This is a genomic window from Pseudomonas sp. P5_152 (genome assembly GCF_033989915.1).
Taxonomy (GTDB): domain Bacteria; phylum Pseudomonadota; class Gammaproteobacteria; order Pseudomonadales; family Pseudomonadaceae; genus Aquipseudomonas.
Map to the genome: position 1 here is coordinate 4664899 of NZ_JASFAH010000002.1, position 13969 is coordinate 4678867.

Below are 13969 nucleotides of genomic sequence, written 5' to 3' on the forward strand. Positions count from 1 at the left end.
CTCCTAGACGGCCGCAGAGCCGACACGGCCCTTGCGCAGTGCATCGATAACCGCTTCTTTCGGACCGTCGGCGACGATGCGGCCGTTGTCCAGCACCAGCAGCCGGTCCACCAGGCTGAGCATCGAGGTGCGGTGGGTCACCAGCAGCAAGGTCTTGCCCTGGACCCAGGTCTGCAGTTTCTGGCGCAGGACGTCTTCGCTGCTGTTGTCCATGGCGCTGGTGGGTTCGTCGAGCACCAGGATCGGCGGGTCGAGCAGCAGGGCCCGGGCCAGCAGGACCGCCTGGCGCTGACCGCCGGACAGCAGTTGGCCGCGTTCGCCCACGGGGCGGTCAAAGCCTTGGGGATGCTGGCGGGCCAGGTCGGTGACGCCGGTCAGTTCGGCGACCTCGAGCATGCGCGCATCGCTGATGTAGCGTGCGCCGAGGGTCAGGTTATCGCGCAGGCTGCCGGCCAGCAGCGGCAGGTCGTGCGCGACATAGCCGATCTGCTGGCGCAGGTCGGCGACATCCAGTTGCCGCAGGTCCAGGCCATCGAGCAGCAACTGGCCTTCGTCCGGGGCATAGAAGCCCATCACCAGGCGCGCCAGGGTGCTTTTGCCCGATCCGCTGCGACCGATGATGCCGATCCGCTCGCCAGGCTTGAGGCTGAAACTGACCGTGGCCAGCGCCGGGGCGCTTTGTCCCTGGTAGTGGAAGGTCACGCCGCTGACGTCCAGCGCCCCTTGCAGTTGCGTACGCTCCAGGGGCCGCTGGCCGGCGTCGCGTTCCTGGGGCAGGGACATCAGCGCATCGGTGCTCTTCATCGTCAGTTGGGCTTGCTGGTAGCGGGTGATCAACCCGGCAATCTGGCCGAGCGGCGCGAGCACCCGGCTGCCGAGCATGTAGGTCGCCACCAGTGCGCCGACGCTGAGGTTGCCGGCGATGATGCTGTAGACCCCGGCGACGATGGTCGCCATGCCGGAGAACTGCTGGATGAACAGGGTGCCATTGGTGGCCAGCGCCGCGAGGTTGCGCGCGTGGCTGTCGAGGCGGGTCAGGGCGCCGTGGGTGCTTTCCCAGCGGTGCTGGCGTTCGCTCTCGGCGCTGCAGGCCTTGAGGGTTTCCAGGCCGCCGAGGGTTTCGATCAGTAGCGCCTGGCGTTCGGCGCCCAAGGCCAGGCTCTTGTGCACGGTGTCGCGCAGGCGGGACTGGATCAGCAGGGCGAAGATGATGGTGATGGGAAACGCGAGCATCGGGATCACCACCAGCCAGCCGCCGAGCAGGCCGATCACCACCAGCATCAGCACGGCGAACGGCAGGTCGATCAGGCTGGTGAGGGTCACCGCCGTGAGAAATTCACGCAGGCCCTGGAAGTCGTGGATGCTCTGGGCAAAGCCGCCGATGGTCGCTGGCCGGGCTTTCATCGCCATGCCGGTGATGCGCTCGAACAGGGTCGCGGACAGGATCACGTCGGTCTTGCGCCCTGCGGTGTCCAGCAAGTGCGCGCGCACCACCCGCAGCACCAGTTCGAAACCAGTGCCGATCAACAGGCCGATGGCCAACACCCACAGGGTCGAGGTGGCCTGGTTCGGCACCACCCGGTCGTAGGTCTGCATGACGAACAGCGGCACCATCAAGCCCAGCAGGTTGATCAGGAAACTCGCCAGGATCGCGTCGCTGTACAGCCAGCGGGACAGCTGGAGGGTGTCGCGAAACCAGGCGTCGACCCGTGGCACCAGGGGTGAACGCAGCTCTTCGAGTTCATGCCGGGGGCGGGCGAACAGCGCCTGGCCACTGTAGGCCTCGGCCAGTTCTTCGCGGCTGACCCATTGTTCGCCACCTTCGGCCTCGCTGGGCAGGATCAGGGCCTGGCCATCCTCGGCCCAGCGGCGCAGGACCGCGCAGCGGCGGTCCTTGAGAATCAGCAGGACCGGCAGGTTGAGCGCCGACAGCGACCCCAGTTCACGGCGCAGCAAGCGCGCTTGCAGGCTGGCCCGGGCGGCGGCGCGGGGCAGCAGGTCGAGGCTCAGGCGTTGCTTGTCCAGCGGCAGTCCGGCGCTCAGGCTGGCCCGGCTGACATTGCAGCCGTGCAGCTTGCACAGGATCAGCAAGCCATCGAGCAACGGATCATCAAAGCTCAGGCGTGGGTCGGCGCCAGTGTTGCCGGGTTGCATGCTGGTCAATTCGGGTACCCCCGTTCGCTAGCGCATCTCTGGCAGACGGGCCTGGCTTTTCACTTCGCTTTGCGCAATCGCCTCGGCCGGCACCACCACCTTGGCTTTGCTCAACAGCTCGCCCATGTTCGCCAGGATCCGGTACATGGAGAACTCCTCGGTGTAGCGCACTTCGGTGTAGCGGCGATTGGCGTTGTACAGCTCGTTTTCACTGTCCAGCAGGTCGAGCAGGGTGCGCTGGCCGAGGCCGAACTGATCCTGGTAGGCGGCGCGCACGCGCATGGTGGTATCGGCGTATTCGCGGGCGGTGGGGGTTTGTTTCTTGGCGTTGACCATGGCGTTCCAGGCCAGGGTGATGTTCTCGTTGAGCATGCGCAGGGCGTTGTTGCGGATGTCCATGGCCTGGTTGATCTTGTGCGCATCCGATTGCAGGCGGGCTTTGTCACTGCCGCCGCGGAACAGGTTGTAGTTCATGATCACACCGACGCGCCACTCGTTGTCGTGGCCCTGGTCTCCCTGGATGTTGTTGTTGGCACCCACCGCCGCCTCTGCATCGAAGCGCGGGTAGAACGGCGACTTGGCGACTTCGTACTGGCTCTCGGCGGAGTTCACGTCGGCCTGGGCGGACTTGAGGTAGGGGTTGTTTTCCATCATTGCCTGACGGGCATCCGGCAGGCTCTGCGGAACCTCGCCGCGAATCGAGGGCAGGCTTTCCAGTTCGTCGGGCATGCGCCCCACGGCGCTGAAGAAGTTGGCTTCGGCATCGGCGAGATCGACCTGGGCGGTGTCCAGGTTGTTTTCCGCCAGGGCGCGACGCGCCTTGGATTGATCGAGGTCGGCATTGCTGCCGACGCCGCGCTCGGTGCGCAGGCCGATCTGGTCGTTGACCCGCAAGTGCGCCTGCAGGTTGTTGGTGGCCAGGGTCACCAGTTCCCGGCGCTTGAGTACTTCCAGGTACACCTCGATGGTGCGCAGGGCCAGGCTCTCGGCGGTGCCGCGGGTGTAGTAGGCCCGGGAGTTGACGATGGCCTGGGTGCGCCCGACTTCGTTGGCGGTGTTGAACCCGTCAAACAGCATTTGCCGCAAGCGTAGCTCCGACTGGGTGTACCAATCGATTTCTGTGTGGTGATTGCCCTGCGCGCGGGTGTTGGTGTTGTCGCTGTAGCCACGGCCATAACCGGCGTTCAGATCGAGTGAAGGATAAAAACCGCCCTTGGCGACTTTTACGTCTTCATCCGCAGACAGACGATTGTTCTCACTGGCGTGCAGCTCCGGGTGGTTGTCCAGGGTGCTTTGAATCGCCTCGGTCAGCGACATGGCCTGGGCCTGTTGTGCGCAGGCCATGGCGATCAGAATCGCACTGCAGAGCGGGGTAAATACGCGCATGGGGTGCCTCTCCCTGTGACTAATGGTGCTTGACTGTCGCCAATAATTTGGCGTTATTTTCGGCAAAAACCGTATCAAGCATGTAACAACAGAGCTAAGAACATCCTAGGCAGAAGCTAAGAAGGATTTCTCATAACGCATATGTCGAAAAAAACTTATGCGCCTCGAAAAAACCGGCACATTGTTCCCTGCACAAGCCTTGTATTTATGAGCTCTAGGGAGCTTGGCGAGGCTGGAAAAGGTTCCAACACTTTTGCAACATAGGGTGGAGAAGCGCTGGAGGGGATGGAGGCTGAACGGTTTTTAGGCGACAAAATATTGGCATGTTGCCGAAGATCCATCGTCAGCCACCCTCGTAGAACGGCTAGGCGGCGCTGAGTGAATGATTTCATTCAGTTTTGTCCCGCGATCATCAGCCCGCCTGCGTAGGCACGCGAGGCGAGATCAACGTCAGGCAAGGGCTTGCACCTTGAAGTGCGAGTGCTGCCGGGCAGAAGGTCCGTCCCGCAACCCGGCAAGGCCCTGCATGCTTTCTCTGCACAACCCAGATGCCGATGGACGTCGGCAGCGGAGGAAGGCTCATGGCAACGCTCATCGCAACCGTCAGCAAGGTCGTAGGTCAGGTGTTCGCTGTAGCGGGTGATGGAACCCGACGCGCCCTGGTCGAAGGGGATCGGCTGTTTGCCGGTGAACAACTGGTGACAGGTGCCGAGGGCGCCGTCGCGGCGCACCTGCAAAACGGCCAGGAACTGACGCTGGGACGCGGCAGTAGCATGCTTCTGAGCCCGCAACTGCTGGCCAATCAACCGGCACATGTCGACTCCGCCGAAGCGCTGACGCCCAGCCAGGCGCAATTGAGCGATGTCGAGCAAGTGCAGCAAGCCATCGCTGCCGGTGCCGACCCGACCCAGGTCGCTGAAGCCACTGCTGCCGGGCCGGGCAGTACAGGGGCGCCCGGAACTGCCGGCGGCGGTCACTCGTTTGTCCTGCTTGAAGAAGTGGCGGGTCGAGTCGACCCGGTCATCGGTTTCCCGACCGCCGGTTTCAACGGCATTCCCGAGTTTGTCCCGGAGCGTGTGGCGGGTTCGCCTGAGGACGGTGGCGACGACACGGGCACTGGGCCTTCGATCAACCCGTTGACTCCCGTGACGCCCATCAACCCCGAATTACCGGTGACCCCGCAGTTGCCGGAGAACCAGCCGGTGACCTTGTCCGGCCTGTCGGTGGCGGGCGGTGAGCTGACCTTGTTTGAAGCCAACCTGGCCAAGGGCTCGGCCAGCAACCCGGGGGCCTTGACCCAGAACGGGACCTTCAGCATTTCCGCGCCGGATGGCTTGCAGAGCCTGAGCATCGGTGGAGTCAGCATCATCAGTGGCGGCGTGGCGGTGGGTTTCCCACAGACGATCACCTCGGCCCTGGGCAACACCCTGACGATCATCGGTTATGACCCGGCCACCGGCGTGGTCAGTTACAGCTACACCCTGGTGGGGAATGAAACCCACTCGGCCGGGGATGGCAGCAACAACCTCAGTGAGCATTTCACCGTGGTCGCCAGCGACGTCAATGGCGATACGGCCAGCAACACCCTGGACATCAATATCACCGACGATGTGCCCCACGCGTTTGACGACGGCAATGGCGTTGCCGCGTCCGAAGCGCATTTGATCCTGACCGGCAACGTACTCGACAACGATGTGCAAGGGGCCGACCGGGTCGTGACTGGGCCGATCACCCCTGGGACCTTCACCGGCACTTACGGCACCCTGGTGCTGGCCGCCGACGGCAGCTACAGCTACACCCTGCACAGCAGCGATCCGGCCTTTCTCGCGCTCAAGGGCGACGTCACCGAGACCTTCAACTACACCCTGACCGACGCTGATGGCGACAGCAGCAGCGCCAACCTGGTGCTCAACGTTCACAACAACGACGACCCAGTATTGATCGACGGCCTCAATGTCCTGGGCGGGGAGCTGACGGTCTATGAAAAAGCCCTCAGCGATGGCTCGACCCCAGGCACACCGGCACTGACCCAAAGCGGCACTTTCACCGTCACCGCGCTGGACGGCGTGCAGACCCTCACCGTGGGCGGGATCAATGTGGTGACCGCGGGCGTCACCGCCGGCTTCCCACAAACCTTCACCACTGCGCTGGGCAACACCCTGACCATCACCGGCTATGACGCGGCGAGCGGGGTGGTGAGCTACAGCTACACCCTCAACGACAACGAAGCTCATCCCACCGCCAACGGCACCAACAGCCTCAGCGAGTCGTTCACCGTCACGGTCACCGACAGCAATGGCACCACCGCCAGCGACTCATTGGACGTCAACATCGTCGACGACGTGCCGCAGGCCAAGGATGACGGCAACGCCGTGACCGCCACTGAACTGCACACGGTCCTCTCCGGCAATGTGCTGGACAACGATGTGCAGGGCGCCGACCGAGTGATCACTGGTCCGGTGACGGCTGGCACGTTGGCAGGCGCCTATGGCCAATTGGTCTTGGCGGCGGACGGTTCCTATACCTACACCGTCGACCCGACCAGCCCGGCATTCCTGGCGCTCAAGGCCGATGCCCACGAAACCTTCACCTACACCCTGACCGACGCGGATGGCGACACCAGCACCGCGACCTTGACCCTGACCGTGCACAACAACGACGACCCGGTATTGATCGACGGCCTCAAGGTCCTGGGCGGGGAGCTGACGGTCTATGAAAAAGCCCTCAGCGACGGCTCGACCCCAGGCACACCGGCACTGACCCAAAGCGGCACTTTCACCGTCACCGCGCTGGACGGCGTGCAGACCCTCACCGTGGGCGGGATCAATGTGGTGACCGCGGGCGTCACCGTCGGCTTCCCACAAACCTTCACCACTGCGCTGGGCAACACCCTGACCATCACCGGCTATGACGCGGCGAGCGGGGTGGTGAGCTACAGCTATACCCTCAACGACAACGAAGCTCATCCCACCGCCAACGGCATCAACAGCCTCAGCGAGTCGTTCACCGTCACGGTCACCGACAGCAATGGCACCACCGCCAGCGACTCATTGGACGTCAACATCGTCGACGACGTGCCGCAGGCCAAGGATGACGGCAACGCCGTGACCGCCACTGAACTGCACACGGTCCTCTCCGGCAATGTGCTGGACAACGATGTGCAGGGCGCCGACCGAGTGATCACTGGTCCGGTGACGGCTGGCACGTTGGCAGGCGCCTATGGCCAATTGGTCTTGGCGGCGGACGGTTCCTATACCTACACCGTCGACCCGACCAGCCCGGCATTCCTGGCGCTCAAGGCCGATGCCCACGAAACCTTCACCTACACCCTGACCGACGCGGATGGCGACACCAGCACCGCGACCTTGACCCTGACCGTGCACAACAACGACGACCCGGTATTGATCGACGGCCTCAAGGTCCTGGGCGGGGAGCTGACGGTCTATGAAAAAGCCCTCAGCGACGGCTCGACCCCAGGCACACCGGCACTGACCCAAAGCGGCACTTTCACCGTCACCGCGCTGGACGGCGTGCAGACCCTCACCGTGGGCGGGATCAATGTGGTGACCGCGGGCGTCACCGTCGGCTTCCCACAAACCTTCACCACTGCGCTGGGCAACACCCTGACCATCACCGGCTATGACGCGGCGAGCGGGGTGGTGAGCTACAGCTATACCCTCAACGACAACGAAGCTCATCCCACCGCCAACGGCACCAACAGCCTCAGCGAGTCGTTCACCGTCACGGTCACCGACAGCAATGGCACCACTGCCAGCGACTCGCTGGACGTCAACATCGTCGACGACGTGCCGCAGGCCAAGGATGACGGCAACGCCGTGACCGCCACGGAACTGCACACGGTCCTCTCCGGCAATGTGCTGGACAACGATGTGCAGGGCGCCGACCGAGTGATCACTGGTCCGGTGACGGCTGGCACGTTGGCAGGCGCCTATGGCCAATTGGTCTTGGCGGCGGACGGTTCCTATACCTACACCGTCGACCCGACCAGCCAGGCATTCCTGGCGCTCAAGGCCGATGCCCACGAGACCTTCACCTACACCCTCACCGACGCGGATGGCGACACTAGCACTGCGACCTTGACCCTGACTGTGCACAACAACGACGACCCAGTATTGATCGACGGCCTCAAGGTCCTGGGCGGGGAGCTGACGGTCTATGAAAAAGCCCTCAGCGACGGCTCGACCCCAGGAACACCGGCACTGACCCAAAGCGGCACCTTCACCATCACCGCGCTAGACGGCGTGCAGACCCTCACCGTGGGCGGGATCAATGTGGTGACCGCGGGCGTCACCGTCGGCTTCCCACAAACCTTCACCACTGCGCTGGGCAACACCCTGACCATCACCGGCTATGACGCGGCGAGCGGGGTGGTGAGCTACAGCTACACCCTCAACGACAACGAAGCTCATCCCACCGCCAACGGCACCAACAGCCTCAGCGAGTCGTTCACCGTCACGGTCACCGACAGCAATGGCACCACCGCCAGCGACTCATTGGACGTCAACATCGTCGACGACGTGCCGCAGGCCCAGGATGACGGCAACGCCGTGACCGCCACGGAACTGCACACGGTCCTCACCGGCAATGTGCTGGACAACGACGTGCAAGGCGCCGACCGAGTGATCGCTGGTCCGGTGACGGCTGGCACGTTGGCTGGCGCCTATGGCCAATTTGTCTTGGCGGCGGACGGTTCCTATACCTACACCGTCGACCCGACCAGCCCGGCATTCCTGGCGCTCAAGGCCGATGCCCACGAAACCTTCACCTACACCCTCACCGACGCGGATGGCGACACTAGCACTGCGACCTTGACCCTGACTGTGCACAACAACGACGACCCGGTCGTGATCGACGGCCTGAACGTGTGCGGCGGAGAACTCACGGTCTATGAAAAAGCCCTCAGCGACGGCTCGACCCCAGGAACACCGGCGCTGACCCAAAGTGGCACCTTTACCGTCACCGCGCTGGACGGCGTGCTGACCCTCACCGTGGGCGGGATCAACGTGGTGACCGCCGGCGTCACCGCCGACTTCCCGCAAACCTTCACCAGCCTGTTGGGCAACACCTTGACCATCACCGGCTATGACGCGGCGAGTGGGGTGGTGAGCTACAGCTATACCCTCAACGACAATGAGGACCACCCGACAGCCAACGGTGCCAACAGCCTCAGCGAACACTTCACGGTGACCGTGACCGACAGCAATGGCACCACCGCCAGCGATACGCTGGACGTCAACATCGTCGATGACCTGCCAACCGCCAGCCCCGATAGCGCCACGGTGGGCGAGGGCGCGACAGTGAACATTTCGGTGCTCGGCAACGACGTCAATGGCGCCGACGGAGCTGCCACGGGCGGTGCGGTGATCGGTGTGCGGGCGGGTGGCAATACGGCGACCTCGGCTCTCGGTGGCCTGGGCGATCAGATCCAGGGTGCCTATGGCTACTTGACGCTGGATGCCGCCGGCAATGCGGTCTACCACAGCACCGCGAACGGGGTCTGCCCGCCCGGGGCAACGGACGTGTTCACTTACACCATCCGCGATGGCGATGGCGACGAAAGCACCACCACGATCACCATCAATGTCACCGACAGTGGGTTGATCGCTTGCGTCGACGCCTGCCTGACGGTCTACGAAAAAGCCCTGGACCTCAGCCAGGACGGCCAGGACCTGGCCCCCGGCCTGGTCATCGGCAGCGACCCGACGTCCACTGGCGAAACCGCCCACGGTTCGTTGGTCGGCTCGGTCAGCGGAGGCAGCGGGACACTCACCTACACCCTGGTGGGCAGCGCCACCGGCACCTATGGGCAAATCCTGCTCAACCCCGATGGCACCTACACCTACACCCTGACTTCGGCTCCGAAAACCGCCGGGGGCAACGACGGGCCGAACAACCTCACCGAAAGCTTCACCTACAAGGTCACCGATGCCCTGGGCAATACCGCCACCAGCAGCGTGGTGGTCAACATCGTCGATGACGTGCCCCGGGCCCAGCACTCCGAGCGTTCGGTTACGGCGGTGGGGATCGACTCCAACCTGCTGCTGGTGATCGATGTGTCTGGCAGCATGGCCGACCACTCCGGTGTCTCGGGGCTGTCGCGCATGGACCTGGCCAAGCAGGCCATCAGCGCCTTGCTCGACAAGTACGATGCCATGGGTGACGTGAAAGTGCAGATCGTCACCTTCAGCAGCAGCGCCACCGAGCAGACTTCGATCTGGGTCGACGTGGCCACCGCCAAATGGATCATTTCCACCCTGCATGCCGACGGCGGGACCAACTACGACGACGCCCTGGCTGCGGCCAAGCTGGCGTTCATCACCGAAGGCAAACTGGCCGGGGCACAAAACGTCGGCTACTTCTTCTCCGACGGTAAACCCAACGATGGCTGGGAAACCGGCCCGTCGGACGAGGCCGCCTGGAAGGCTTTTCTCGAGGCCAACGGGATCAAGAACTATGCGATCGGCCTGGGCGACGGTGTCAGCAGTGGCAACCTCAACCCGCTGGCCTATGACGGCAGCAACCATGTCAACACCAATGCGCAAGTAGTCACTGACCTCAACCAGCTCAACGCGGTGCTGTCCGGCACCGTGGGTGGTGCGCCGATCAGCGGCTTGCTGATGGGCGAGGGCGGTAGTTTTGGCGCCGATGGCGGCTTTATCAAGACCATCATCATCGAGGGCACCACCTACAGCTTCGATCCCACCGGCGACAACCACAAGGGCGCGCTGACGGTGCTCGAAGGCTTCAATCGCGGCACCTTCAACACCCTGGACAACAGCCTGAGCATTGCCACCACCAAGGGCGGCACCCTGGTGATCAACCTCGACACGGGCGAGTTCACCTACACCTCGCAGACCACCACCTCAGTGGTGCTCACCGAGCAGATTGCCTTCACCGCCAGTGACTACGAAGGCGACCTGGCCAGCCGCACCCTGACCATCAACATCCTGCCGAACGCGGCGCCGGTGGCGGTTGATGACCAGGTGATCACCAACGTCCTGTCGAAACACCTTGCGGTACCGGTTGAAGGCTTGCTGGCCAATGACACGGACGCCAATGGCGACCGCCTGAGCGCCACGCCCACCACGTTCAATACGGGCTGGATTGCCAAGGGCGAGGACTTTACCGGCAGCGGCGCGATCAACTTCGCTGGCCACCAGAACAACTTCGGCAACCGGAACCTGGCGGATGTGCGCAGTGCCTTCGCGGCGGACACCGCCGCGATGACCGCACTGCTGGTGATCAGTGGTTACCTGGGCCAGGTCAGCAACGGCAATGCCAACGATGAGGACTTCATCACCGTCACCCTGAAAAAGGGCGAGACCCTCAACCTGGACCACAACCTGGCGGCGGGGCACATCAGTCTGGAGTACTCGCTCAATGGTGGCGGGTTCCTCGGCATCGACAATCACAGCACCCTCAGTGCCGCCGAGGACGGCACCTACCGCATCCACGTGAGCAACCTCAGCAATAGCAGCGGCAGCCACGTCAATGCCGCGGAAAACTATCAGTTGGACCTGACGGTCAACTACGCCGGCGCCCATGAAAGTTCGCCGGACTTTGTCGGTAGCTATACCGCCAGCGACAACCACGGCGGTAGCGACTCGGCCTCCGTCGGCATCTCCTACCAGGCAGGGCATACCCTGACCGGCACCGCCGGCGACGACGTGCTGCTGGCCGGTGGCGGCGACAACTTGCTGAATGCCGGCGACGGCAATGATGTGCTCACCGCCGGCAACGGCAATAACCAGTTGCATGGCGGGGCCGGCAACGACCTGTTGTTCAGTGGCCTGGGCAGCGACCTGCTGGACGGCGGTGATGGCATCGACACCGCCAGCTACGCCCATGCCAGCGCCGGGGCGGTGGTCAACCTCGGCTTGCTCGGGGCGCAGAACACGGGCGGGGCGGGCCTGGATACCCTGACGGGGATCGAGAACCTGATCGGTTCGACGTTCGACGACACCCTGATCGGTAACAGCAACGCCAATACCCTGACCGGCGGCCTGGGCAACAACACCCTGACTGGCGGCGGAGGGGCCGATACCTTCCAGTGGTTACACGGCAACAGCGGGCACGACGTGGTCACCGACTTCACCCTGGGCACCGACAAGCTCGACCTGTCGCAACTGCTGCAAGGTGAAGCCGCCAGCGCGTCCTCGCTGGATGATTACCTGCACTTCAGCGTCACCGGCAGCGGTGCGTCACTGCTCACCAGCATCGACGTCAAGGCCACGATCGGTGCGCCTTCGACCCAGACCATCGACCTGGCGGGCGTCAACCTGGCCGAGCATTATGGCGTCACGCCGGGGGCCGGCGGGGTGATCGCCAGTGGGCATGATACGGCGACCATCATCAACGGCATGCTCAACGACCATTCGTTGAAGGTCGATACGGTCTGAGCGCAAGCGAGGGTCCAGGAGTGAGCACTCCTGGGCTCTCGATCCCCCTCACAACGGTTGCGGGTGCCCGATCAATCGGCCCATCGCGCCAAACAGCCCTAGTTCCTTGAGCGCTTGCAGTTCGCCTTGGGTCTCGACCCGTTCGGCAATCAGCGGCAGGTCGATGCTGTGGGTGGCGCGGTAGATGGCTTCGATGAACAGGCGCTTGTCGCTTTGCTCATCGATGGCGCGGATGTAGCTGCCGTCGATCTTCAAGTAAGCCAGGCCCAGTTGAGTCAGGTTGCCGATCTGGCTGAAGCTGCCGCCGAAGTGCTGCAGGCCGATGCGATAACCCGTGTCGCGCAGGCTCAGGCACAACTGGCGCAGGGCGTCGGGCGGTGGCAGTTGGTGTTCGTCGATTTCCAGGGTCAGCAACGGCGCCAGGTCCGGCAGGGCATTGAGGGTGTCCTGGATGATGCGCAACTGTGCGGGGTCGCGCAGGGTGCTGCCGGACAGACTCAGGGCCAGCGGTTGGCGATGTTCGGCGAGGTGTTCGAGGGTGTGTTCGAGCATCGCCAGGTCAAAGCGTGCGGCCCAGCCCAGGCGTTCGATCCAGGGCAGGAAGTGCCCGGCGGCAATGGCTTCGCCTTGCGGGTCGAGCAGGCGTGCGAGGACTTTGTGATGCAACACCTGGCGGGTGTCGGCGCATTGCACCACCGGTTGAAAGTACAGTTGCAGCTTGCCGTGGCTCAGGGCGTCGTCGATCCAGCTGCGCCAGTCGTGCTGGGTCTGGTGCTGCGGGGCGCTGGACTGTGCCAGGTACACCCACGGCCGCTCCGGTTGCAGTTGCGCCTGGGTCAGCGCCTGATCAAGGCGCATCAGCACGCTGTTGGTGCGCTCGCCGGGGACAAAGGGCACCACGCCCAGGTGCGCGACGGGCATGCAATCGCTGGCACCCGTGAGGCGCAGGTTTTCCAGGGTGGCACTGATTTCCCCGGCCAGGCGTGTCGCCTCCTGGCTGTCCAGCCCCGGGGTCAGCAGGCTGAACTCGCCGCCACGGTTGCGCGCGGCCAACCAGGCCCGCCGTTCGGGTGACTGGGTCAGGCGTTTGAGCAGTTGGCCGATGGTGGTGATCAGCGCATCGGTGTGCTGCCCGCCCAGGCGTTGGTTGAGACCGGCCAGGTCATTGATCCGGAACATAAGCAGGTGACCGGCGCTGCTTTGCTCGGTGACCAGCAGGCGCTCGGCCAGTTGCTCGTCGAGCAAGCGTCGGTTGGCCAGCCCGGTGAGGTTGTCCTGGTAGGACTCGGCGCGCAGTTTTTCACTGCGCGCCGCTTCTTCGGCAAACAGGCCCTTGAGTTTCTCGACCATCTGGTTCATCGCCAGCATGACGCGCTTGAGCTCCGGGGTCCTGGGCAGTCTGGCAGTACTGAGGAACTCCCGGTTACTGATGGCCTGTGCCTGGGTCACCAGGGTGTCGAGCGGGCGCAATTGGCGGCGCAGCAGCCAGCCGCCGAACACCGCGCTGAGCAAGCCACACAGGAGCAACCAGAGCAGGCTGCCGAGGCTGCTGTCCCAGAGTTTGGCCAAGGCAAACTGCGGGTTGCTCTGCACTTCGACCCGGGCTACCTGTTCCCAGCCGCGCATGATCAGCGCGTCACCGCCCTGGGGGCGCAGGTCGACCAGCCTGACGAACCAGTGGGGCACTCCTTGGGTTGTGGCCGCGCTGGTGCGCTCGACTAGCAGTTGCTCGTCCTCGATGTTGACCACCCGGATACTGGCGAAGTAGCCGCTGTCAAAAATCGAGCTGACCATCAACTCGATCATCGCCGGGTCGTCCACCTGGCTGGTCAGCGACAGGCCGAGCGCCGTGGCGGCGTCCTGGGCGTGGGAGCGCAATTGACCGAGCATCTGCTCGCGCGAGCTCTCCAGGCTGACAAAAAAACTGCCGCTGAAGGCCACCAGCAAGAACAGGCAGATGGCCAGGAACAACTGTTTGAGTAGCGACATAGGACGCTCCTTGTTGATCG

General features: G+C 63.9%; 4 protein-coding genes. 1 reads left to right on the forward strand and 3 read right to left on the reverse strand.

Annotated features, from left to right (window positions below; genetic code table 11):
• Positions 1-3 precede the first annotated feature (3 nt).
• Positions 4-2163, reverse strand: coding sequence for a type I secretion system permease/ATPase (locus tag QMK50_RS21155; RefSeq protein WP_320333881.1), 2160 nt, complete (start codon positions 2161-2163; stop codon positions 4-6).
• Positions 2164-2181: 18 nt separating this feature from the next.
• Positions 2182-3540, reverse strand: a complete 1359-nt coding sequence (locus QMK50_RS21160) for a TolC family outer membrane protein (RefSeq protein WP_095170947.1) — start codon at positions 3538-3540, stop codon at positions 2182-2184.
• Positions 3541-4121: 581 nt separating this feature from the next.
• On the opposite strand from QMK50_RS21160, the gene QMK50_RS21165 reads away from it, so the two are divergent.
• Positions 4122-11960 carry a retention module-containing protein gene (locus tag QMK50_RS21165; RefSeq protein ID WP_320333882.1) on the forward strand — a complete coding sequence of 2613 codons (7839 nt, stop codon included), beginning with the start codon at positions 4122-4124 and terminating at the stop codon, positions 11958-11960.
• 48 nt (positions 11961-12008) lie between these two features.
• Here the strand turns inward: QMK50_RS21165 and lapD are convergent, their stop codons facing one another.
• Positions 12009-13949, reverse strand: a complete 1941-nt coding sequence (lapD, locus tag QMK50_RS21170) for a cyclic di-GMP receptor LapD (protein WP_320333883.1) — start codon at positions 13947-13949, stop codon at positions 12009-12011.
• Positions 13950-13969: the final 20 nt, after the last annotated feature.

Coding starts and splice junctions, on each gene's coding strand:
- QMK50_RS21160 (WP_095170947.1), bottom strand. CDS start 3,540: ATGCGCGTATTTACCCCGCTCTGCAGTGCGATTCTGATCGCCATGGCC.
- QMK50_RS21165 (WP_320333882.1), top strand. CDS start 4,122: ATGGCAACGCTCATCGCAACCGTCAGCAAGGTCGTAGGTCAGGTGTTC.
- lapD (WP_320333883.1), bottom strand. CDS start 13,949: ATGTCGCTACTCAAACAGTTGTTCCTGGCCATCTGCCTGTTCTTGCTG.